Source organism: Aequorivita sp. CIP111184 (assembly GCF_900489465.1).
Classification (GTDB): Bacteria; Bacteroidota; Bacteroidia; order Flavobacteriales; family Flavobacteriaceae; genus Aequorivita.
In genome coordinates this window covers 642,597-667,062 of the sequence record NZ_UEFQ01000013.1, presented here as the reverse complement: position 1 = coordinate 667,062, position 24,466 = coordinate 642,597, and the positions used below count along the sequence as shown (strand labels likewise).

21 protein-coding genes are annotated in these 24,466 nt (G+C 35.2%); 4 read left to right on the top strand and 17 right to left on the bottom strand.

Annotation, left to right across the window (positions count from 1 at the left end; translation table 11 throughout):
* Nucleotides 1–68: 68 nt before the first annotated feature.
* From AEQU1_RS03185 to AEQU1_RS03145, 9 genes are all read right to left on the bottom strand, one after another.
* Entirely contained in the window at nucleotides 69–1,523 is a 1,455-nt protein-coding gene (locus tag AEQU1_RS03185; protein WP_111878712.1) for an oligosaccharide flippase family protein, read from the bottom strand.
* 68 nt (nucleotides 1,524–1,591) lie between these two features.
* Nucleotides 1,592–1,987 carry a thioesterase family protein gene (locus AEQU1_RS03180; protein WP_111878711.1) on the bottom strand — a complete coding sequence of 132 codons (396 nt, stop codon included), beginning with the start codon at nucleotides 1,985–1,987 and terminating at the stop codon, nucleotides 1,592–1,594.
* Nucleotides 1,984–3,336 (bottom strand): magnesium transporter, encoded by a 1,353-nt coding sequence (gene mgtE / locus AEQU1_RS03175; RefSeq protein ID WP_111878710.1) that lies wholly within the window; start codon nucleotides 3,334–3,336, stop codon nucleotides 1,984–1,986. The genes AEQU1_RS03180 and mgtE overlap by 4 nt, the downstream gene beginning before the upstream one ends.
* A complete protein-coding gene (rsmA, locus tag AEQU1_RS03170; RefSeq protein ID WP_111878708.1) occupies nucleotides 3,326–4,108 on the bottom strand; it encodes a 16S rRNA (adenine(1518)-N(6)/adenine(1519)-N(6))-dimethyltransferase RsmA in 783 nt (260 codons plus the stop codon). The genes mgtE and rsmA overlap by 11 nt, the downstream gene beginning before the upstream one ends.
* Nucleotides 4,108–4,416, bottom strand: a complete 309-nt coding sequence (locus tag AEQU1_RS03165; RefSeq protein ID WP_111878707.1) for a DUF4286 family protein — start codon at nucleotides 4,414–4,416, stop codon at nucleotides 4,108–4,110. The genes rsmA and AEQU1_RS03165 overlap by 1 nt, the downstream gene beginning before the upstream one ends.
* 26 nt (nucleotides 4,417–4,442) lie before the next feature.
* Nucleotides 4,443–6,224, bottom strand: coding sequence for a tetratricopeptide repeat protein (locus AEQU1_RS03160; RefSeq protein ID WP_111878706.1), 1,782 nt, complete (start codon nucleotides 6,222–6,224; stop codon nucleotides 4,443–4,445).
* Nucleotides 6,225–6,393: 169 nt separating this feature from the next.
* On the bottom strand, nucleotides 6,394–8,130 hold the full coding sequence (locus AEQU1_RS03155; protein ID WP_111878704.1) for a T9SS type A sorting domain-containing protein: 1,737 nt from the start codon (nucleotides 8,128–8,130) through the stop codon (nucleotides 6,394–6,396).
* 210 nt (nucleotides 8,131–8,340) lie between these two features.
* Nucleotides 8,341–8,943, bottom strand: a complete 603-nt coding sequence (locus AEQU1_RS03150; protein WP_111878703.1) for a hypothetical protein — start codon at nucleotides 8,941–8,943, stop codon at nucleotides 8,341–8,343.
* A 103-nt stretch (nucleotides 8,944–9,046) separates the two neighbouring features.
* Nucleotides 9,047–9,610, bottom strand: coding sequence for a DUF3109 family protein (locus AEQU1_RS03145; RefSeq protein ID WP_111878701.1), 564 nt, complete (start codon nucleotides 9,608–9,610; stop codon nucleotides 9,047–9,049).
* A gap of 117 nt (nucleotides 9,611–9,727) precedes the next feature.
* On the opposite strand from AEQU1_RS03145, the gene AEQU1_RS03140 reads away from it, so the two are divergent.
* Both AEQU1_RS03140 and AEQU1_RS03135 read left to right on the top strand, forming a co-directional pair.
* Nucleotides 9,728–10,309, top strand: coding sequence for a MarC family protein (locus AEQU1_RS03140; RefSeq protein WP_111879039.1), 582 nt, complete (start codon nucleotides 9,728–9,730; stop codon nucleotides 10,307–10,309).
* 6 nt (nucleotides 10,310–10,315) lie between these two features.
* Nucleotides 10,316–10,513, top strand: a complete 198-nt coding sequence (locus AEQU1_RS03135) for a hypothetical protein (RefSeq protein ID WP_111878699.1) — start codon at nucleotides 10,316–10,318, stop codon at nucleotides 10,511–10,513.
* Nucleotides 10,514–10,517: 4 nt separating this feature from the next.
* Here the strand turns inward: AEQU1_RS03135 and AEQU1_RS03130 are convergent, their stop codons facing one another.
* From AEQU1_RS03130 to AEQU1_RS03115, 4 genes are all read right to left on the bottom strand, one after another.
* The gene (locus AEQU1_RS03130) at nucleotides 10,518–12,119 is read right to left on the bottom strand and encodes a S41 family peptidase (RefSeq protein ID WP_111878697.1); all 1,602 of its coding nucleotides are present in this window, start codon (nucleotides 12,117–12,119) and stop codon (nucleotides 10,518–10,520) included.
* The gene (locus AEQU1_RS03125; RefSeq protein WP_111878695.1) at nucleotides 12,119–12,553 is read right to left on the bottom strand and encodes a dCMP deaminase family protein; all 435 of its coding nucleotides are present in this window, start codon (nucleotides 12,551–12,553) and stop codon (nucleotides 12,119–12,121) included. Before AEQU1_RS03125 ends, AEQU1_RS03130 begins: the two co-directional genes overlap by 1 nt.
* A gap of 156 nt (nucleotides 12,554–12,709) precedes the next feature.
* On the bottom strand, nucleotides 12,710–13,288 hold the full coding sequence (locus AEQU1_RS03120; protein ID WP_111878693.1) for a HupE/UreJ family protein: 579 nt from the start codon (nucleotides 13,286–13,288) through the stop codon (nucleotides 12,710–12,712).
* Between the two features lie 81 nt (nucleotides 13,289–13,369).
* A complete protein-coding gene (locus AEQU1_RS03115; protein WP_111878692.1) occupies nucleotides 13,370–15,100 on the bottom strand; it encodes an APC family permease in 1,731 nt (576 codons plus the stop codon).
* 366 nt (nucleotides 15,101–15,466) lie between these two features.
* On the opposite strand from AEQU1_RS03115, the gene AEQU1_RS03110 reads away from it, so the two are divergent.
* Nucleotides 15,467–16,678 (top strand): site-specific integrase, encoded by a 1,212-nt coding sequence (locus AEQU1_RS03110; RefSeq protein WP_111878690.1) that lies wholly within the window; start codon nucleotides 15,467–15,469, stop codon nucleotides 16,676–16,678.
* A 160-nt stretch (nucleotides 16,679–16,838) separates the two neighbouring features.
* On the opposite strand, the gene AEQU1_RS03105 is transcribed toward AEQU1_RS03110, so the two are convergent.
* The 4 genes from AEQU1_RS03105 to AEQU1_RS03090 all read right to left on the bottom strand — a co-directional run bounded on the left by AEQU1_RS03105 (nucleotide 16,839) and on the right by AEQU1_RS03090 (nucleotide 23,271).
* On the bottom strand, nucleotides 16,839–19,892 hold the full coding sequence (locus tag AEQU1_RS03105) for an FG-GAP-like repeat-containing protein (protein ID WP_111878688.1): 3,054 nt from the start codon (nucleotides 19,890–19,892) through the stop codon (nucleotides 16,839–16,841).
* Between the two features lie 222 nt (nucleotides 19,893–20,114).
* Nucleotides 20,115–20,777 (bottom strand): hypothetical protein, encoded by a 663-nt coding sequence (locus AEQU1_RS03100; protein WP_111878686.1) that lies wholly within the window; start codon nucleotides 20,775–20,777, stop codon nucleotides 20,115–20,117.
* 49 nt (nucleotides 20,778–20,826) lie between these two features.
* Complete coding sequence (locus AEQU1_RS03095) at nucleotides 20,827–21,999, bottom strand: hypothetical protein (protein WP_111878685.1); 1,173 nt, start codon at nucleotides 21,997–21,999, stop codon at nucleotides 20,827–20,829.
* Nucleotides 22,000–23,049: 1,050 nt separating this feature from the next.
* A complete protein-coding gene (locus AEQU1_RS03090) occupies nucleotides 23,050–23,271 on the bottom strand; it encodes a hypothetical protein (protein ID WP_111878683.1) in 222 nt (73 codons plus the stop codon).
* Nucleotides 23,272–23,682: 411 nt separating this feature from the next.
* On the opposite strand from AEQU1_RS03090, the gene AEQU1_RS03085 reads away from it, so the two are divergent.
* Nucleotides 23,683–24,465 carry an RNA polymerase sigma factor gene (locus AEQU1_RS03085; RefSeq protein WP_111878681.1) on the top strand — a complete coding sequence of 261 codons (783 nt, stop codon included), beginning with the start codon at nucleotides 23,683–23,685 and terminating at the stop codon, nucleotides 24,463–24,465.
* Nucleotide 24,466: the final 1 nt, after the last annotated feature.

Below are 24,466 nucleotides of genomic sequence, written 5' to 3'. Positions count from 1 at the left end.
GTCTCTTCATTTTTGTTCATATTTCAATTTTAATATAGGTCTCGACTGCGCTCGACCTGACATAATAATTATTTTCTGATGATTTTTAAAAATTCATTCTTTTCAGAATAAAACATAATTGTGGTAAATACTAATAACAACGCAGTTCCTATCCAAATATTTCCGTTGAAAGCGTAAAAGGAAATTGCTGAAAAGCCAATGGCCATCAATAAATAACCGCTTATTTTTTTCACTTCATATGGCACGTCATAATATTTACGTCCGTAAAGGTACGAAAGCACCATCATACTGCCATAAGCAGCAAGTGTGGCAACGGCAGAACCCATATAACCAATTATAGGAATTAAAACATAGTTAAGCACCAACGTTACAATTGCAGCGAACATTGAAATGTATGCGCCGTATTTTGTTCTGTCCGTCACTTTGTACCACACGGAAAGATTGTGGTAAATGCCTAAAAAAAGATTCGCCAAAAGTATAAGTGGAACAATTTTCAAGGCTTCCCAATATTGACTGTTTGGGATTAAAATACGTTTGAAAATGTCAATGTAAACAACAACTACCAGAAGAATCAAGCATCCAAAAAGCGTGAAATATTTAGTGATGGTTGCATAGGTATTTTTTGCATTGCTGTGACCGGAATGGTTGAAAAAAAAAGGTTCAATACCCAAACGGAAAGCCATTACAAAAAGAGTCATAAACATTCCCAGTTTGTAGCACGCTGAATAGAGGCCAACTTGAACCTCAGCAATATTTTCTGGTAAAAGATATTTTAGAAGAATTCTGTCAAACGCTTCATTTATACTGAAAGCAATTCCCGCAATTAGTACGGGAATCGCATACTTCATCATTTGTTTCCAAATAATTTTATTAAAGCCAAAACCTATTTTCACATACAGCGGAAGCAGAACCAAAAGCGTTACTGCGCTCGCAATTAAATTCGCAATGAAAACATACGCCACTTTGTTTTCGGGAAACCAAAGTGAATTCCAGTAACTACTATTTTCAGCAAGCTTTGGAAGCATCAAAAGAAAGAATAGATTGAAAAGAAGATTGATAACTACATTAAAGATTTTAATCGTGGCATACCGCATTGGTTTTTCATTGGCGCGAAACCATACAAAAGGTAGCACTACTAAAGCGTCCAATGCTAAAATTAAAAGTCCGTAGGTAACGTATTCAGGCTTGAAATCTGAAACCTCCGCTATATAATTTCTGAATAATAGCGTTATTCCTAAGAAAATAAATGTGGAAATCGTGAGTGAAGTAAGCGTTGTGGATTGAACAATTTTCTGTTGTGAAGCATCTTTTGTCACAAACCTGAAAAAGGCCGTTTCCATTCCATAGCTCAATAAAACATTTCCTAAAATAAGAAATGCCATTACGGTGGAATAGATGCCGTATTCTTCTGGCAACAGAACTTTTACGTAAAGTGGCACAAGAATAACCGACAAAACCCTTGGTAACACTGTTGCCAAGCCGTAAATAAAAGTTTGTTTGAAAAGTTTTTTGAAAACGCTCAATGCGGTGCAGTTTTATAGCGCAAAAGTATTGAAAATATCGGGGATTGAATTGATTAACAACAGTGATGTTATTGAAAAAGTTTGCCAGTTTCTTCGGGAATTTTTGTGGGCCGGAATGTTTCTGCATCCAGAAAGCACCAAAGTGTAGTAGCTTCAACAATTATTTTTCCATCGGAAGGACGGATTATTTTGTAATGCCTTTCGCTTTTTACTCCATCGTAATTATCAATCCAAGTTTGCGTTTCAAGTTCTTCACCTAAAAAAGAAGGATTTTTATAAGAAATAAAATGGTTTAAAACCACCCAAACATTTTTCTGCCGTTGTTCTTCCGAAGTTTTTGAAATCCAGTGTGCTTCCGCGGCATCTAGACACCATTGCAAATAAGTAACATTATTTACATGGTTTAAACCATCAATTGCGGAAGACGGAACGATAAAACGCTGTTTAAATATTTCAGATTTCAAAAGCCTAAAATTAATTTCGCAATAAGAAAATAGGTGAGTATTCCGAATATATCATTGCTGGTAGTTATAAACGGACCTGTTGCCACGGCAGGATCTATTCCCCTTTTATCTAAAAGAATTGGTACAAAAGTGCCAATTAAAGCTGCAAGGATTATCACGGAAATAATTGCGATACCAATGCTAATGGATTCCAGATAAGTTGTAAAAAAAACAAAATGACTAATAACCAAAACCACCAAAGCGATAGCAATTCCGTTAACAAGTGCAAGTAGTGACTCCTTTAACAATCGGGTTATAATATTTCCTTTTATAGTATCGTTTGCCAAACCCTGTACTACAATAGCACTGGACTGTACGCCCACATTTCCTGCAGTTGCCTGAATAAGAGGCACAAAAATGATGATTTTTGGGAAAGTAGTCATCATTGACTGGAAACCGGTAATGATACTTGCGGCTCCCAAACCGCCCAACATTCCAATCATCAGCCAGGGTAAGCGGGCTTTTGTAAGTTTGAAAATACTGTCGTCCGCCTCAACGTCTTGCGAAATACCCGCCGCCATTTGGTAATCTTTTTCGGCTTCTTCTTTTATGAAATCTACAATATCATCAATGGTAATTCTTCCCACTAGAATTCCTTCGTCATCAACTACTGGAATGGCTTCTAAATCGTATTTCTGCATTATTCGTGCTACATCTTCGGCTTCGGTATGCACATTTACATAGTCTACTTTTGGAATATAAATATCGCTGATGTGTGCTCTTTCCGAAGCTGTCAGCAGATCTTTCAATGAAAGTCTTCCCTTTAGCCTTCCGTGTTTATCAGTAACATAAATAGAATGAACCCGGGTTACGTTTTCAGCTTGTCTGCGCATTTCACGTACGCATCCTGCAACCGTCCAAGTTTCTTTAACCCGAACAAGTTCCTTTGCCATTAAACCACCTGCAGTGTCTTCATCATAACGTAAAAGGTCCACAATATCTGCTGCGTGGTCTTCGTCTTCAATGTGGTCTATTACTTGTCTTTGGATATCGTCATCAAGCTCGGCGATAATATCGGCGGCATCATCGGTGTCCATTTCATCCAGCTCGTCAGCAATTTCAGAAGGAGAAAGATTATCGAGAATGCGTTCCCTAAAATCTTCATCCAGTTCCATCAAAGCTTCACTGGTAATTTCGCTGTCAAGAAGTTTAACTAAATAAGTGGCTTCTTCGTGGTTTAGTTCTTGGAGAAGTTCAGCAACATCGGCAAAGTGAAAATCGTGTAAGAGTCCTTTCAGTGCATCACCATCATTATTGGCGATATACTGTTCAATCTGTTCTATAAACTCTTCAGTCAGTTCAAATTGCATCGGTTTCCAGTTTTTGTGTGAGCGCTATAAATTGCGAAACGGAAAGTTGTTCCGGACGTTGGCCAAAGATAGTATCTTCTTTTATTTTATCGGAAAGATTGAAGGATTTTAAACTGTTACGAAGCGTTTTTCTGCGTTGCTGAAAGGCGGTTTTTACTACTTTATAAAGCATCTTTTCATTACATGGAATCGAAAAATCTTCTTTTCTACGTAATCGGAGTACACCACTGTCCACTTTTGGTGGCGGATTGAAAACCGAAGGCGGTACGGTAAACAGATATTCGGCATCATAAAAAGCCTGTGCCAAAACCGATAGAATACCATAAGCTTTGCTTCCCTCTTTCTCGCAGATACGCTGTGCAACTTCTTTTTGGAACATTCCTGTAAACTCAGGTATTCTTTCTTTCCATTCCAGCATTTTAAAAACTATTTGGGTTGAAATATTATATGGAAAATTGCCCGTTATGGCAAATTGTTCTTCTCCAAAAATTTGTGAGATATCATACTTCAAAAAATCTGCTTCAACGATTTTAAGGTTTTTATTAGGGTAATTTTCTTCTAGGTAAGCAATAGATTCCTTGTCGAGATCCATCGCGATAACTTCTGTATTTTTTTGAATTAAATACTTGGTAAGCACGCCCATTCCAGGACCGATTTCCAGAACATTTTTATAGCCTTCCAAAGAGAGTGTATCCCCGATTTTTTCAGCTATGGCTTCGTCTTTCAGAAAATGCTGGCCGAGATGTTTTTTGGCACGTACTTCTTTTCCCATCAGTGTTCACTTACAATTTCAAGTTCAGTGCGAAATGCGACAAATTTTCCTTCAAAAGGCTTACTCTGCGCTCGAAGTTCGGCAGCATTTTCAGCATAATACTTTTTTAAAGTTTCTCTACTGTCAGTTGTATATTGGATAGAATAGGTAATACCGCCCATTTCTTCCTCTACAATTACTCGGGTCATCAACGCTTTGCTAAATTTTCCCGTTGATAGCATTGCAGGAATATGCTCTGCTTTCATCCATTGTAGCCATTTGTCGTGGATGGTTTCTTCTATGTTTATAGTTACATTGTAGATATACATATTTGTTTAAATCTAAAATTAGAGGCTTAATTAATTGCATCTCCTCGCAAAGAACGATACTTCTTCCGAGCATCCACAAAATAAATACTGTCCGCGAAGTGGAAGATAATCTCTTCGTACTGTTTCTTTGCTTTTTCCGGTTGATTTAACTTTTCTTCGTAAATTTTTGCCAAGCGGTAATGTGCGTCGTCGGCTAAAATATCATCGTTATAAAACTCGATTATTTTGAGGTAATTTGCTTCGGCTTTTGTGTATTCACCTTTTTTTTCATAAATCTCACCTTGTTTCAAAAGTGCTTCGTCCTCAATTTTTTCACCTTTGTTATTGGTTAAAATATCTTCCAAGGCGATAATGGCTTCCGCATCCTTGTCCTGAAATTCTAAAAGATCAGCACGAGCATATTTTTTTAGGGCTGTTTGTGTAGAATCTTCCAAAGAATTGTCGTGAATTAGTAAACTGAGCTGCATTGCATCGTTCGCCATTAATTGTGAAGTGGATTTTTTTAACACATCAAGTTGTACTTGTGCCCATTCAAAATCGCCTTTAAAATAGCTGGTGCGCGCCACTTTAAAACGGGCTTCCTGTGCCAAAACATCGCTTTGTACTTTTTTCTGAATTTGGGAATAGTAAATTAATGCTTCGTTGAATTTTTCATCAAAAACCAAAATATCTGCTAGTTCCATTTTTACTCGCGCCTCTTGGTAGGCTGTTAAATCTTGCTTAGCTAAAGATTTCAAGTTTTCGATAGCTAGTTCTTTTTTGTTATTCTGAAATGCCAAAAAATGGTTGTAGTCTATTTGAAGCAAATAGGTTTCACGATTTCGGCCAAACTCGTCCAACAGCTTTTCAAACTTTTTTTCCACTTCAGAATATTCTTTGGGCTTGGCCGTTTTCACCTCCATTTTCATCAAGATTTGATTGCCTTGAAGCTTATTTTGAGGCGTAAAGGAATTTTCAATAATATAATTTACAATTTCTCTTCCGGTTTCATAATCTTCGTCAGCAATGGTAATATAGGCTAGATCTGTTATGCCGCCAAGATCTTCGCCTATGCGTTTGTAGATTGCTTTTTCCTGTGTAAATGCTTTTTTATATTCTTTCTGCTGAATAAAAAGCCAGCTCAATAATTCATTATAAAGTACATCTGGATTTTGCTGGGAGCGTTGCAGCAATGTTTTTTTAAGAAGAATATTTGCCTCGTTGTTTGGGTCTTCTGTCGTGTAAAGACTAAAGTAGCGTTGCGCTGCGCCTTTAAAAGAAACATTTTTTTCCACCAACCCAAGGTAGCTATCAAACATTTTTTCCAGCTTGCCCTGTTCTCCATAAATCTGGGCAAGTTGCATGTTGAAATCTATCTTATCACTCAACGTCATTGCTTTTTCATAAGTAATTACAGCTTCGTCAAGCAAGCTGTATTTTTGAAAAGTACTTCCAATATTGTAGGCAAAGTTTGGGTTAACGTCAATTGCCTCTATAGCCTTATTGAAGTTGGAAGTTGCTAGCTCTGCTTGATTTTGAAGCGAATAATTATAGCCCAGTTCTACATAAAGTTGCGGAAAGTTACGGCCGTCAGCCAACTTAGCTTTTAAAAGTTTTTCTGTCTCTGTGAAATTTTCAAGTTGCTGGTTACTTTCCACCATTCCCAAAAAGTAATCTAGTCTATACGGACTTTCTTTGCTGAGTTTTTCATAAATGCGCAATGCTTTTTCAAACTGGCCTTGCTCAAAATAATTTTTGGCCAAAGCATCGCTCTGCGAAAAGCCAGCAATAGTAGCAAAAAAGAATAAGATGAAAAGAAAATTCCGCATGCGGTAAATATAAGCAAATGACCCGACAGCCTATTGGGTTCTGAAAATATTTATCAAAAACAGCACCGTGATTTTTGCTTTAGAATATGCTTTCATAATATATACTTCAATAAAAAAAAGGGGCCGCTTTAAAGCAAACCCCTTCTTTTAAACATCAAACAATCTCCTCTTATTGTTTAATGATCTTGTATGTAGCTGATTTTCCATCAATCATTACCTTCATAAGGTAGACTCCCTGGCTTAGGGATGCTACATTGATGGAAGGATTATCTTGGTTGGGTGAAGTTTCCATTATTTTTTGACCTAATAATGAAAATATTGAAACCCTTTCAATAGTATTAGTTGCAGAAAGGTTCAAAATATCTTGTGCAGGGTTTGGATAGAATTTGAATCCTTCAAAATTGTTTTCATCCACGGCAAGAACAGTTTTGGCGTCAAAATACAGACCAAAGCCAAAAGTGCCACCACCACTAGTTCCTGCAAAAGCCAAGCAGGGTAAATTATCCCCAGTTTCTGCGGAGGCTGCAGCAAAGCCATCAAAAGCATTAATACCAGCATCTACTACGGGTTCAAAAGGATCAAAATCGGTTCCATTGAAAGTTAGTGATCTGTTGGTATCAAATTGGGTATCTGAAATATTGTCGCGTATATACGATGTGCGAATTACATCTATATTATTGTCTTTACGCATCCAACTATCGGTATGGGCAATATTCCAATCTGCACCACCAGAAGGAAAATTGCTAAAATTTGCATACGGCGCACTATTTATACGCTTAAGGCCCAAACCATTATAATTATCAGTAGATCCAGCTGCTCTTTGTGATGCCCAAATTATAACCTTATCGCTAGGGAGTGGTAATCTAGCTGCACGGATTGTTGGGTTTAATACTTCTGTTGTGGCTCCATTTATGATATTTTCATTCGCATCCCAAGATGCCGGGTCATTATAGTTTGTATTTGCTGCTGCATATAAACTTCCTGAATTTGCTCCAGTAAATGTAGTATAGCATGCACCATTAATACCGTAGGTGAATTCTACTTGTTGCCCACAAAGACCTAAACTTACTTCATCAGTCCAACCAAACCCGTATGTTCCTGTGCTTGTTCTTGCTGAGAATACCTCAGTACAACCTGTGGTTTTTTCATAAGTTGCAAAACATCGCTGTGTTGCAGTAGTCAATGGATAATTACGATCTACACCAAAATCTGTAACGTCAGAAGCAATAACTTGGGCATCAAAAGCACCAGTAGCCATATTCCAACGCCAAGCTTGAAAGTTTTCGGATTCTGTAACTAAATAAGCAAGAAGGTAATCATCGCCGTCGCCATCCATAGATATAATTTGCATTTTGCGCATGGGTGCAGTTACGCCAACTTTCTTCCACTCTTGAAATGTAATTCCTGCATCAACAGAGCGGTATAAAAAAATAGAATCAAAGGTTCCTCCAAAATCGATTATATTTTCATACACACCAATATAGATATCGCCCTCAGCTGTAACATCCATATCTACTGCGTCAATATAATCGTCTCTCAAGAGTCGGTCTGTGTCCCAATCTTCAGGAAAATCTGGGGTTCCATCACGTTCAAATATTTCAGAAGGAATATACACTCCATTAATTGATAGGTTTTCAACCGTTTCTGGCAGTCTGTTGGTTACAATGGGCTTATAAAGCGCAGCTACATTAGCGTCAATATCCTGCCAAGCATCTTTTATGGCAAGTCGGTTTGCGTTTATTTCTGCCGCAGTTCCGTTTTGTTCAAGAGCTTTTGCCTGTTGGTACAAAGCATCAAGTTCTGGGGTTCTTTGGGGAATAATTGTTGAGTCTCCCGCTAAATCTGTTTGTGCAATCCCTGTGATTATACAAAGTGAGCACATTAAAAAGGTAATTACATTTTTCATGATTACATGTTTTTTAATTAATACTTGTTTATTTCACTTTATAAATAGAGGAGTTTTGTTGATAAGTGATTTAAAATTCTAAGACAAACTTATGGCAAGTATCTGGGTAGCAATATGAGTATTGTACCAAAGGCTATAACAAATGTAACATTCATAAAAAAAGCCGAAAACACTAGTGTTTCGGCTTACATTTAAACTTAAGAAAGAGGTTTATCCCAACTTTTCCAAATCTAACTCGTCAATTGCATCCCATGTTTCATCAATATTCATATTCATTCCCTTGGCTTCAAGATAAAAACGGTTGCCCTCCATAAGTTGAATTTTACTGTTATTGTTTCCAGATCTGTAGTCCTCTATAGCTTTTTTTCCTATTTTAGAAACCGTTCTGCGGGAGCCATTTTCATCTTCTTCCTCAAAATCCTGTGACATCACCATTCTTAAGCCTGCAGTTGCTGCAGCACCCACTTGGCCAGCACCGTCAATGATATTGATTGTGAATTTTTTGGATTTGTCCTCATTGGCATAAGCAGCTTCAATGGAAGATATGTTCATCATTCCCGCCTGACCAGCTTTATAACTTATGCGCTTCATTCCTGCTACCTCATCGGGAAGCCAGGATTTTAGTTCTTCATTGGTAAGGGGAGTGATTTCCTGCAGTTCCTTTATATCGTCCTGCATTTTGGTCATTTCCTGTACTGCATTCGTGGAGTTTGAAACCGCTTCTTTTGTTTCCTTAATTTTTTTGCTTACAGGATTGTCCTTACAACCCATTAAAGCTGAAATGGTAAAGAGTACCAATACATACTTTTTCATATTATGAATTTTTAGTTAGTGAATAAATTTATTAAATTGAAACACTAATATAGTAAATATCAGCAGAGTAGATTGAATGAGAAGAAGAAGTTAATTTGGAGGGTTATATTCCTGAAGCTACTTTTTCGAGTTCGGCATACCAGTTTTCGCCGAATTTACGGATAAGGGCAGTCTTTACAAATTTATAAACAGGTACCTTTAGTTCCTTTCCCAAAGTACATGCATCATCACATATGGGCCAACGGTGATAATTTATTGCTGAAAATTCACTGTAATCCTGAACCCGAACAGGATATAAATGACAAGAAATAGGTTTTATAAAATTAATTGCGCCAGCATTAAAAGCATCTTCAATACCACAGCTTGCAATACCTTTGTCTGTAAATGTAACATATGCACACTCCTTGCCATCTACTAAAGGAGTTTCCAATTCGTCTAAATCGGTTTTAATATATGTTCCTTGTTTTTCAATAGCTGCAATACCTTCTGAGCGAAGAAAAGGTTTCACTTTAGGATAGATTTCTTTGAGAATACCAACTTCCTCTTCAGAAACTGGTGCGCCCGCTTCACCTTCAATACAGCAGGCACCTTTGCAGGCATTAAGGTTGCACACAAAATCTTTTTTGATAATATCTTCGGAAACTATTGTTTTGCCAAGTTGAAACATGCCGCAAATATAGATTGTTTACTCGTTTTATTAAGCAGAAATTATACTTTTATTAACGGGAGTTTAGGGTATTACATCACTTTTTATTGCCTAATTTTGCGCCTTCACACAAAAGCTATGGTTTTAAATTTTAAGGAAATTATTACAGCCACAATGGTGCTTTTTGCGGTTATTGATATAATCGGTAACATTCCAATTATTATTGGTCTTCGCGAGAAAGCTGGTCATATTAATTCTGGAAAAGCTTCAATAATTGCAGCGATTGTGATGATTGTTTTTCTTTTTTTAGGTGAAAGCATTTTGAAGCTTATTGGCGTTAATGTCAATGAATTTGCCGTAGCCGGTGCTTTAATACTTTTCTTTATTGCGCTTGAAATGATACTTGGAGTTACCCTTTTTAAGGAAAGCGATACCAGCCCAGATATGGCTTCTATTTTTCCCTTGGCATTCCCCCTTTTGGCGGGTCCTGGAAGTTTGACAACATTACTTTCCCTTCGCGCAGAATATGCCATTGAAAATATTATAGTGGCAATATTGATAAATATTGTGATTATTTTTGCAGTTTTAAAAACTTCTGGCAAGTTGCAACGTTTTCTAGGAAAGAATGGAATTGCGGTCATCCAAAAAATATTTGGTGTAATTTTGCTAGCCATTGCAGTGAAACTTTTCACATCAAATATTCAAGAACTTTTTAACTAAAGATTAATGAAAATATTTATCTACATCTTGATTGCCTGCGCTACTGGGCTTGTAATTTATAATACAACACAACTAGATTTTAACCATTTATTAGAAGGTGAAAGTTCTATTGCTGCTGTAAGCGTTTTGGCGGGATTGTGTGCTATTTTGGCATTGGGCATTTTACTTGTCTCAAAAAGAATCGCATCGAAAGTAAAAAAATAGTTTTTTACTTTTTGTCTAAATGATTATCTGCCTCCAATTCCAAAACTTTTAGGAGCATTGGATCTGTTTCGTTCAAAATGATTTCGTATTCATTAGGGCCGAAAAGTTGTTGGGCAATATTCGCTTTCAGCGATCTTTTTAACTCTTCAATATATTTTGAAAGGTCTATCTGCGCTTCGTTGAACTTCGCGTATTCAATGAATTCTTTGGAAAGTTTATCATCTACATTAAAATTCTTTCTGAAGTCTTCGAATTTCATTCCTTTAAAAAAAGTTCTATTTTTTTCTAGATATTCGAATATGAAATAACTCATAAAGCCGCTTCGGGAAACATATTGTAGCGTTTCATTTTCAACGCTTGTATCTTTTGGAACAAAAACATCGGGTATAATTCCGCCACCGCCGTAGACAACCTTTCCTTTTGGGGTAACATACCTTAATGAATCCGCAACCTTGATGCTGTCTGCGTGAATCAATTCGCCATTTCGGTAACGTTTTTCATAATCATTATAGTAAGTATCGTTTCCGTTTCCGTAAGGTCTTTGAATGGAACGGCCGGTTGGTGTATAATAACGCGCAATAGTCAAACGAACTGCGCTGCCATCGCCAAGCGACATTTCGCGTTGCACCAATCCTTTTCCGAAAGAACGGCGGCCAATTATGGTTCCCTTGTCATTATCTTGAAGTGCTCCAGCTACAATTTCACTGGCCGAAGCAGAGTTTTCATTAATAAGAACATATAATTTTCCGTGCTCAAAATCACCACGGCGTGTGGCGTATGTTTTGTTGATTTCACCACTTTTATTTTTTGTGATTAGAACCAATTTATCATTTTCCAAAAATTCATCAACAACCCGCTCTGCAGTGGAAATGTAACCTCCAGGATTGTTGCGAAGGTCTAAAACCAATTTTTTAATACCTTGGTCTTTTAAATTATCTAGAGCTGCTTCAAATTCTTTGTACGTGGTTTCAGAAAAACGGTTCAATTTAATATAACCCAAGTCGTCAGCTAATTTATAGGAAGCATCTACACTCACTAGCGGCACTTGTTTTCTTCTAACTTTTATTTCCAATGTTTTCTTTTCACTGGGGCGGTAGACATCGAGTGCGACTTTGCTGTTTATTTCACCTTTTAAATAGTTGGAGATGCTATCACGCTGGACCAATTCGCCAAAAAGCTTTTTACCGTCAGCGTATATTATTCTGTCGCCGCCCTTTATTCCTGCTTGTGCGGCAGGCCCGCCTTCAATAGATCTTATTACTGCAATAGTATCTTTATAAATGTAGAAACTCACACCAATTCCCGTAAATGCGCCACGCATGTCGTCGGCATTATGGGCATATTCACTTTTTGGAATGTAAACAGAATGTGGATCAAGATTTTCTAGAATTCCGTTTACCGTAACATCCACAATACTGTCCGTATTCACGTTATCCACGTATTCGTAATCTATGTAGTCAATAAGTCTGTTGAGTTTGTCCTTTTTTGAATTTGTGGCGAAAATCTTTTCGGTATTATCGTTGAAATTGAGTTTTGACCCAATAAAAACACCTGCGGCAAGCGCTAATCCAATCCACAGTGGCAAGTATTTTTTTTGATTTCCCATTATTCTAAATCCAAATCTGAAATATGTTGTATGCTTACTCCGGCTTTTTCCAAAAAGGTTATGCCGGAATTGTCTTTATATTCGTTTTGATAAACCATTCTTTTTATACCTGCTTGATGAATCAATTTGCTACATTCTTTGCAGGGAGACATAGTTATGTATAATGTTGCCCCTTGACAGGCCTGTGTTGAAGATGCTACTTTTAAAATTGCGTTTGCTTCGGCGTGAAGGACGTACCATTTTGTGTAGCCTTCATCATCTTCGCAAATATTTTCAAAACCTGTGGGTGTACCGTTGTAACCATCGCTGATAATCATTTTATCTTTTACAATAAGCGCGCCAACCTGTCTTCGCTTGCAATAAGAGAGTTTACTCCACTCCTGAGCCATTCGCAGATAGGCAATATCATACTTGCGTTGTTTGCTGTCTTTCATACTTTTAAATAGACAACGAAATTACTTGGAAGTTACGCCACTGCCAAAAAAAATGTTGTTAAGTTCTTGCCAAAGAAAAAAGTTGAGAGACCGATGAGTTTATAATTAAAAAACTTGGATTATTTCTATCCGCCATTTACTTAGGATACATAACTTTTAAAAAATCCAATTATTAATAAGCATAGGTATAACCATACCAATTACTAGAGAAGAAACAACCAACACCCAATCTTTTTTATTGAAACGGAAGATGGTCTGAAATATGAAAGCAATTATCAAAATTATTATTACAACTATAATTTGGGCAGCTTCAATACCCAGCGCAAATTCCAGTAGGGGCAATATGCCACCACCACTATCAAGCGCATTAAAAAACGAAGCAAAACCCAAACCATGAATTAATCCGAAGAAAATAGTAACAATATAAAAAATGCCCATCTTTTCCATTCTTTTCTCTTTACCAGCCGTAAAAAGATTGAAGAGCGCGGTAAACAAAATGGTCACGGGAATCAAAAACTCAATGACTTTTCCCGAAACACTCACTACATTATAACTTGCTAAAAGCAAAGAGAGAGTATGCCCCAAAGTGAACATGGTAACCAAAAGCAATAACCTTTTCCATGAAGAAAAAGTATAGGCAGCGCAAAGTACAATCAAGAATAAAATGTGATCATAGGCTTTCCAGTCCAAAACGTGGTGGAGGCCGAGATTGAAATACAACCAGAAATCAGACATGGGGAATATTGGTTTTCAGGGTTTGCCAAATATAACGATTGTTGACAATACTTTTACACGGAAAAATAGACTTTTTAGAAATCAAATAATCACCCTCACTTCCCCTAATTGCTGAACTCTATACGGGAAATCTTCCCCAGGCGCTCCAATAAACATGAAATTAATTGGGATTTTCCATCTCTTCGAGAGTTCCTTTATTTTTTCAGGGCCGAATTTTCCAGGTTCTTCCACAAATTGAATTTTAACTTCGGGATAAGCTCGGTCCAATACTTCAATATCAGATTTTAAATTATTGGCTACTTTCATTCCTTTATCAACCACAGCTACAATTTTTATTCTTTTTGTAGGTTCATTTTGTTCTATATACTGCATCACTCTATTTAGTGTTTCCACATTATCATTATTTGTAAAAAAAACAAACTGTTGGCTTGTCAATTCGTGTAACTTATTTTTGATAATGCGATTCCAATTTTTAAAAAACCTACTATTATCAGGTGCTATATAATCTATAAAACGAAGAACTGCTTTTAAAATATAATGATTATAAAGCATAAAAAACACTACCAAAAGTGTTGGCACCAAATATTCAAAGAAAGTAACCAAAAACTCCGGGTTCAAAAATATATTACCTAGCAAAGCTGCAATAACAGCAACAATTGCAATAAAAACTGCTAAATAGGAAGCGCGCTCAGGTCTTGGTAAATTTTTCCTTTTGAATTTCAATAAGAGATTCCCAATACCAAAAAGAACCATTACTGAAAGAAAGGCAATGGTATAAACACCAGCTAGTGAAGGCAGGTCTCCGTGAGTTACAACAAGTATGGAGGTGCAAAGGGCAAAGAACAATATAAAAATTAGATACGGACTTTTCTTTGTGTTCCTAATTAATAGAAAACTTGGGAGTACCCTATCCAAAGCCATCCGCTCCATCAAACCACCTACCCCAACATATGAAGTTAGCACTGCTCCGCTTAATACTAAAGCTGCATCAATGCCAATCAAAAAAGAGAGCCAATGACCTCCCGAGGTTTCGCCAAGAAATGATAACAATGCGTCCTGATTATTATTTACAACTTCCTGCGGTAATAAACCTAATGCAAGAAAAGCTATAAGCGGATTGAAAACACTTACCACAATCCACATATTGCGCAAGGTTTTAGGAAAGACTCCTGCTTGTTGCTCCTCAACATAATTTGCCGAACTCTCAAATCCACTAATACCAAGCATTGCCGCTGAAAACCCAAAAAAGAGTGCCATAGTTATACTTCCGCCAACAGGCATTTTAAAATTAGCGATAAGTGTATCGAAGCCATTGCTGAACAAAAAATAAAGACAAAAGCCACAGAGAAGAGTCAATGAAAAAAGATGGAAAAGAAAAATAAAAACAGCGACTTTTGAAGATTCGCCTATTCCTAAAATAACCAGCCCCATAAATAATAATAATAAGCCAATTGTTACAGGAAAAACAGGAATAACCTCCCAAACGCTATGGGCATATTTTACAGCCTCACTTGCAGAAAGTACAGCCGTTGCCATATACGAAAGCACAGTTAATGTAGCTGCAATAGATGCTGTAGATTTTTTGGTAGTGTTTAAAAGTGCGTTATAAGCTCCTCCATTTAAAGGCAGGGCACCCACTACTTCACCATAAATTTTTCTGAATAAAAACAAAACGCCCGCAACCATTAAAAGTGAAATCCAGGCATATTGACCTGCATAAAAAATAGCTAATGCAGATACGTATAAACAGGAAGAACTTATGTCGTTACCACAGATAGCTGTGGCTTCCAACTGGTTTAATTTTTTGGACATTTGCTTTTAATAGTAGTAAAAAAGTGAGCAACTTTATTAACTATAGCGAAAGTTACAAGTTATTACTTTCCAAACAAAGCATTGATGAAGTTTTAAGATAAAATGGAGAAACCGGGAAATAAAAAAAGCCCCAACATTTCTGTTGGGGCTTTTGTACTCGAGGCGGGAATCGAACCCGCACGTCCTAAAACACTGGATTTTGAATCCAGCGAATTTAACATCAAATTTACCTAAATATTCTTATAATCAATTGATTAGCATACTTTTAATTTTTTTTGATTTTGCTTAATATCATATGAAATCATAATTTGTTGTACCTATGTTGTACCAAATTTAATTATCTTTATATTGTAAAATCAATGCATTATGTCTTCAAATACAAAAATAGTTTTGAGAAAAAAAGCGAATAAAGAGGGAGAGTTTCCATTGGCAATTCGCATCACCAAAAATAGACGTTCGAACTATCATTACATTGGTCATTATATAAATGACAAGTTTTGGGACCTTAAAAATTGTCGAGTTAAGAATACGCATCCTAATGCGCTTAAACTTAATAATCTTTTATTATCAGAGTTGTCCATAGCGAACCAAACTCTTATTGAATTACAATCCCGGAAAAAGGACTTTTCTGCTAATCAAATTAAAAATGAGATATATTCTTCTAATGCGAACGCAAATTTTTTTGCGCTTGCAGAAGTTTATCTTGATGAAATGAAAGACAATAATAAACTAGCTCGGCTATCATCAGATAAACCACGTGTGAAACATGTATTGGAATTCTCAAAATCTAAACAACTCACTTTTCAAGAAATAGATGAAAGTTTTCTTAAAAAATTTATTCTTTATTTAAGGAAGCGACCTATGTCCGAGAGATCCATCGTAAATACTCTTATTGTGGTTCGAACCATTTATAATAGAGCCATTAAATCTAATATTGTTGATAGTAAGCTTTACCCTTTTGGAGCAAAAAAAATCCGAATAAAATTTCCAGAAACTGAGAAAATAGGATTAACTAAAGATGAAGTTAAAAGTATTGAGCTATTAAAAAACCTCAGTCCGAGTGAAATACATGCACGGAATGTTTGGCTATTCAGTTTTTACTTTGCTGGTATAAGAGCCGCTGACATTCTTAAAATTAGATGGTCTGATATATATGACGATAGACTTCACTACCGCATGAACAAAAATTCAAAACTTCTATCTCTCAAAATACCGGATAAAGTTTTACCAATACTTGATTACTATAAACCAGAAAAACTGAATGAAAATGATTTTGTTTTTCCGGAAATAAAAAAAGCTGATTTTAAAAATGCTAAAGATGTATATGCTAAGACCAGAACAGCTACTAAAAAATTTAATAAGTATTTAGTAGAGGTGGCGAAGAAAGCAAAAATTACTAAGAAGCTCACTATGCATATTGCCAGACATAGCTTTGGTCATATTTCAGAAGATAAGATTCCAATTAAAATGCTCCAAAAACTTTACAGGCACTCATCTGTAACGACTACTATATTATATCAATCGAATTTTATTCATAAAGATGCAGACGAAGCATTGGATAGTGTTATTAATTTTTAGAAAAATTTCGCTGTTTCAGAGTTTATCCTTCGAGGATTGTAATGGATCCCTAATATCTTTTAGTAGATATATTCCAAGTATTTCGGCATCTTAAAAAAACTAATGAAACTTTTATTTTTTTAAACATCAAAGCATCGTAAAATTTCTCCAAGAAATTTAATTAGTTCTTAATCATTTTTTTTATAATAACATTTGAGTTTTCATCAATCAACTTTAAGATATATACGTCTTTCGAAAATTGATCGATAGAAAAAGAATTGATCCCCTTTTTGTTTTCTAAACTTAAAATAATCTGTCCAAGCTGATTAAAAACATTCAATCCTATAATTGGAATGTTCGATGAGATGTAAATTGTACTTTCTCCAGGATTGGGAAAAATCTTTATAGATTTAAAATCTAGATCCTCCATGCCTAGAACTGGTTCAGCAAAAATATTGAAACTGTTAACACTGATGCAAGAAGTTGTCAAATTAACTAAGCGAGCAAATATTTCTTGTGGATTTGTAATATTTATATAAGCTTCTGGCAATACAATTTGATTAATTCCATTCAAAGCATCTATTTCTGTTTCATAAAAAGTAATATCAATTCCTGTTTGTGCACCAAGTATTTCAGGTATTTTAATAGTCAAGTCAAACGTTTCGAATCCATCATTATCAACATCCGATACAATTAAATCCGTTATAGGTAAAATTTCCGGTTGCAAATCAACTATCAAGTCAAAATTTGTTGTGTCGAACTCTCTATCAGTTATTCTTTCCAAACGAGCGTAAATGGCTTGTGGATTTGATGTATTTGTATAGGAACTTGAATTAACAATCGGATTAAGGTCATTGTTGGCATCACTCTGAGAAATGTGAAAACTGATTTCATGATTATTGGGGTCAAGCGTTCCTAATATTGCTTCCGAATTTTGAGTTAGATCGAAAACATCAAAATTTTCTTCATTACAAATTTGCAAATTCGCAGGTTCCGATGCTTCCACAGGAACAAATTCAACTATAGTTGTGGTTACCGTATTAGTCAACACTGGAGGGTTAAAATCAAAGAAGATATTTGCACTATTTGACATTGAGTCTCCAATATTTATCGCACTTATTGGCTTAATTTTATATTGAATATATCCATGGGATTCTGGTTCATTACTTGTTGAATCAGGTAAATTAATATTTTCAAATATAAATTCTACATTAGATTCATTAGTGATTTCAACTCTGCTCGTATGACTTATATTCTCTAATTGTATTGTTGCCCAATCTAGATTTGCATCTAAAACATTTTTTATTCTTACATTAATCGCCGATGCAGTTCCGGTATTTTGGAAGCGTATAATATAATGGAGATAATTATCAGCTTCATCTAAATATATTTCTTCACCTTCAAGAACAGAAATATCATTGGGATCATAAGAGCCAACTACTGTCTGTTCTAATTGAAATACATTATCTTCTTCAGTAATGTCACCAACTACAGGATTAACAGTAGCTGTAAAAATTAAAACATCCCCATTAGAGGTGGTAGGTGGTGGAAACACATTAAAATCTAAATCAATAGTTCTTATTTCAAATGGATTCAAGTTTGAAAAATTAAAACTTAGGGTATTTGCAGTTTGTGTATCTACAGGTTCACTGGCACCTAAAAATTGTATCTTATCACTATTAAATTGAAATAAAACATCACCATTTAACTGCGTTGTTCCTAGATTTCTATATACTAATTGATAAGACGTGTCAAAACCTGGCCGCGGATCATTAATTATAGGATATACTGCAATACTTAAATCATTGATTACATCTACGGGCTGTAAACAGAAGTTAGCATTGTCAGTATTACCCAAGCCAACAAAAGTAGATGTTTGAGTTATTGGACTTGAAATGTAATGAGCAGGTAATTGCACAATTTCTGTAGTAAATGTACCTTCACCAGGAAATAACTTGTAGTTTCCATTGTTTGCACTAAAAGTTGACAAAGTATTAGTTCCGTCACTAGTTTTAATCAATAAGTTTGCCGCACTAATATCATTGTTATCGCAACCATTGGAATTAACATCCAGTTTTAAATTTCCACTTATCTCATTATTTAATATTGCTAGATTTTTAAACCATGATATTTTATGATCGCTATAGGAAGCAGCTACTATGTCCATAGCACCATCACCATTTATGTCGGCTGCGAAAACAGACTGAGCACCATCAGCATTAGTCGAAATAGACTGTAAGACTCCAAAACTACCCTGTCCATCGGTATTTTCATACCAAGCAATTTTATCGTCCGTTTGGGAGGCAGATATAACATCCATATCTCCGTCATTATCAATGTCACTGGCAAAAATTGAGGTTGCATTTGCAACATTGTTGGTTATTACATTTTCCACACTGAAATTTCCCTGTCCATCCGTATTCTCGTACCAAGCTATTCTCTTGGAGCCTTGCCATGAGGAAGATAAAACATCCATATCTCCATCGCCATCAAAATCGGCTGAAAACACACAGGTTTTAAAATCATTTGGAGTTCCTACAATTACTCGTGGTAGTCCAAAAAAACCTTGTCCATCTGTATTCTCATACCAGTTTATTTTATAATCATTAAAGGAAGCTGACAAGACATCCATATCCCCATCTCCGTCTAAATCTGCCGCATAAACAGACTGTGCCCCATTCGCAGAAGTCGTAATAATGTTTTCACTCCCAAAATTACCCAAACCATCAACATTTTCATACCACGCCACTTTGTCATCATTAAAAGAAGCGGATAACACATCCATATCACCATCACCATCAATATCTGTTGCATAAACAGACTTGGCTGTATCTGCGTTAGATGAAATTACATTTTTTCCTCCAAAAGCTCCTAAACCATTTGTGTTTTCATACCAGGCTATTGTATTATCTGATTGAGAAGCAGACAACACATCCAGGTCCCCATCTCCATCCAAATCAATGGCAAATACTGACTGAACAGTTTCTGCTGTAGTTGTAATGATATGTTGTATGCCGAAAGAACCTTGTCCGTCTGTATTTTCGTACCAGGTGATTTTATTATTAGATGAGGATGCCGATAATACATCCATATCACCATCGCCATCTAAATCCGCAGCATAAATAGCTTTTGGGCCATCCATAATATTTGAATCTATAATGTTTTCTTGAAAATTAATCTGAGCATTCGACAAATTAACACATAGAACAATAAAGAAAAATTTAATTATACTCATTTCCTAACAAATTTTAATAGAGGATATTAACTTTTTTTTGCAAAGATAATTTAATCAATGGTAATACTCTATTTATTTATTTACAGTAAATATTAATGAAAAAAAATAATTGGAAGAGACACTTTTAAAATTTTTTGATTTATTTAGGAAAATAATTTAAATAGAAAAACCCCAGACAAATCAGTCTAGGGTTTTTAATAATTAAAAAACAGGTGCTATTGCTTATTTCCACATTTTTCCAATAGTATAGGTAATGTTTATATAAGGAATTTTTAAACTTTCAGTTTCGTCAAAATAGTTGGAAGTGCTCGAAGAATATAAACCTACTAACAACTCTACTTTTTGCCTTTTATAGCCAATTGCGATATTAGTCGCAAAAAACTCTAATGTTTCATTGCTAAATGAACTACCTAAAATATTACCTTGATTATCATAAAAAGTAGTCTTATTCATATATTCCGTGCCACCGTTTAGCAAAGACGGTCCCACACGGGCAAAAAGCTCTGAATTTTTGAACACTTTAACGTGGTAATCTAAATATAAATGACCTCCAACAATTAACGTTTTATCTGTTTTTTGAAAGCCATTTTCTTGGTCTATTTCATTTACATTTCTGATTAGCACATCATACCTAAAAGAATTATTAAATCCAAAACTTAGGTTTTTGGTAATGAAATAATCAAACCCATAGTGAAAGGCTACGCCTGAATTTTGTACATCTATATCCGCGGGTATCTTCTGATCTATTTTACTTCCATCATAAGGCAAAGGGGTAATTCGATATTCAGACCCAATCTTAAAAAAGAGTTTGCCCTTTCTTTCTTCTATTTGGGAATAGGTAAAAGTAGAAGTTGCAAAAATAATAAGTAGGAATAAGTTTTTCATATACAGAATATTTAGGGGCATTGAATATTTAAACAATGCCCCAGTTTAATTAATTAGCTCTTACTTTTAAATTATATTCAATCTCGCTATTATTAACGACTACGTTGTTTGCATAAGGAAGTCCATATGAATTGCCTGGATCCATAGAAACAGTCCGGGAATCATATTTCGTTTGCCAGGACCGATAGATTATATTCCTACCAATACCATTGGGAAACGTAAGTGTAGCTGTTCGGATTGTTGCAGGCCACGAATCGTGTTCAAAAATAACATAAATAATAATATCATCATTAGTGCTAGTTGGCTGAGATTTTATTTTATAATTTTGTGTCTTGGTATCCCCGTTAGAAATCCAACTCCTGTGATATTGGTCGATATTGCTTCCATCTGGGTCATAACAATTTACTGAACGAAACATTGGTTGTCCACAATCACCACTATTCGCAGGTAGAGTAGGTTCAAAAAATCCTGTAAAACTTAAATCAGAACGAAAAGGGTATACTTCTTTATGCGCTTTTACTTTCATAGTTCCAATGTCAACTTTGAAAAAACTTCCTGGGGGATCTGGCACACTTGTTTGAAAAACACAAGGTTCACCTTCTATTGCAATGGGACAAACACCTATTCCAATAACAATAATATCATCTTCCTCGCCCACAACTTCTGGCGTAAGCTTTTCGTTAATCTCTTCCAAATCGCCATCTGAATTTTCTTGATAACCCACAGCTATTTCTTCATTATTCTCGTAATCTTCCATAGCATATAGTGGTTTTGAATCGTCATAGGGTTGTTTATTAGCATCCTCGATCATCCTTTCATATTGAATATATGGATACCAGTCTTCACCATCTAAATTACGGAAAGCTGCTAATGAAGTGTTCAAGGATGCTTCTATTTCGGGTGAAATCACGTTTCCACTTTTTTTAAACTCGTTAATTAAACTTTCCACACTAAATATCTCTTGTTGTGAATTATTTTTATTATAAGATTGAACCAATCCCCTAACCTCATTATTATGGTGCGAAAGCCAAGTAGCTAAATTTAATAAGTGAAATCTTCTATATTCCAACTTCTCATCTACAGTAGCTTTTTCGATATAAGCTTTATCTAAAAAATTAACCTGTTCGGGCGTTGCTTGCTCGTTAATTTTTTCATCGGACGAACAAAAAGAAAAGAGTTGTAAAAAAACAACCAGTAAACTATATTTTAGGATACTTTTCATATCATTTTAAAATTCCCAGTGCTTAAGTGCTTATGGCTGCTGTAATGGAATAATTTAATCCAGCCTTTGTATTTGTTAATAGTTATTTTATTTAATTAGTTCTTAAGATAAAATTATCCTTATAAAATAATTATATCGATAAGGAGTCAGTCACATAGTGACTTTTTCCGCCTTCCAAAGTGTTTCCTCCGATGTCATATTTATATTTTTGAATTAATAATACTTTAAAAAATAGTTACATAGCTTGCGGACACCTAAGCGTATACGCGAGAGCTTTAAAATTGAACTGTGTCTATATTAGACATCAATACAAAATCAATTTCGAATGTATATAAAAGTAAAAATTCCTAATTACGGCTTTCCGTAAAGGAATAAATCAATAGGGGAGAGTTCCAAATATAGTCTTTAAATTTGAACAACCAAAAAAAAGTTAAAGTGAAGCTAAAAATTTAACGAGACGTTTAAATTCCTTTATCAGTAAGGGTTCCATTAATTTCCTCCCATAATTTTTGATTTATTTTCTAAAAATTTATGAGAAAAGAATAATTTAAAATGTAGATATAAGGAGAATTATACAAAATAATAAAGTTTCACTAAATAAACATATTTTGTTTAACAAAGAAACCTTGAACATTGTCATATCTATGTTGTATAATTCTAAAAAGAATAGAATAAAGTACAAAACGAAAACTGCTTGATTCCTTATGTAATATTAATTTACCGAAAATTAAAGTCGCAATTCCACCAAAAATTAAAATTATAATCTACTTAATGGTTAATTCAGACATTTGTTTTTTTAATTTCATATAATCTAATTATACTCCTACAATCATTCCTTTTATAATTCAATGTAGCCTGCTAAGCAATAGTTGCATAAAAAATATTTTATTTTGCGTTTTTTTAAAATAATGGCTCTAATAATATTTGGTTTGGAAAATAAAAGGAGAAACTTAAGCGCAATGTTTAAATATTAGGGATAATGCCGAATATAATGATTTTTAGTAAAAAAGCATTCCGATGGAGAAAGCACACGCAAAGGAACATATATACTTATATTCCAACCATTTTAAAGAACTCACTAAGTTTTAAATTCTTTGCTTCGCAAATTCTCATAATAGTAATTAAACTTATGTGATACTCATTATCTTCCCTAATTCGTCGAACAGTCTTTTCGTCAATAAAATGTTCTTTGGCAAACAAATTATTGTTATCCATCGGAATCACCCATTTATCCCTTATAAATTCTACTATTTTTCGATTTGCTTGATTCATTTAAAACAAATAAAGCGGTTATGAAATAATAAAATTCGGACTGAAATCCGAATTATTAATTATTTTTTATATCTTAGCTTTAATTATTAATATTGCGATTCTTCATTTAACAATATTGAAGTCATCGCTTTGAGTCTCTGGATAGAAAACTGGTAATTTTTGCAGAGAGATGATAAGTAGATTGGCTCACGACCCGGGGCGTGAGCTCTCTTATCTCTGCACGGTATACCAGTACCTCTATCTAGATAAGTTGAGTCTCCACGCCCTTTTTTATTTTTATAAAAGGTCATACTTCTCAACCCTCTTCAAAGCTATCTTCTCTTAACAATAATAAGGACTCGCTTTAGGTTTTAAAAATTAAATCCAATTTAATTATGGTGGTATCTACCACCAATTTAAATGAGGTATCTTATGTCGTACACTGATCTTGAACTTTTAAAAAAAGGATGTCCTTCCGCCTTTGCGGATATTTATGCCAAACACAGCAGAAATATCTTTTGGGTTGGCAAGCGGTTGATCGATGATGAGTTTGTTATAGAATCATTGGTGCAAGATGCTTTTTTAAAATTATGGATACATAGGGACACTATAGAATCTCCAAAGCATATTTTCTTCTTTCTGCGGTTTGTGATGAAAAGGGAATGTATCTCGTACTATACCCGACCAAAAAATAAGTTTTCCAGAAACGTCCATTCGTTGGAGAGTTTTGAAAACTATCAGGACTATATGGCGGGATATGACCCCCTAAATGAGGCAGAGATCCAAAAACTCCAGGATATGGACCAAGAGTACTTCGATAGGATCAAACAGGTATTGCCCCTATTGAATACCGAAAGCAGCCATTTGATAGAACTATGTCTAAAGTACGGTTTCCAGTACAAGGCGATTGCCGAAGCTATGGGAACGAGCATTAAAGAAACCAGCAACAATATAAAAAAAGCCATTGATGATATCAAGAACGTCATAGACCAAGGGGACAAGCTTGAACCCAAGCAAAGTATGATCAAAATGAATGTTCAAAAGGTTATGACCGAGCAACAGGCAGAGGTACTGAAACTAAGATGTGAAGGGAAGTACTCTTTTGATTCCATTGCCACAATGCTCAACCTATCCCAAAAGGAAGTGCACAGCGAGTTTATGGCCGCCTATAAACTATCACAGAACGAACACCAACTGCAAACCAAATCGGCTTGAT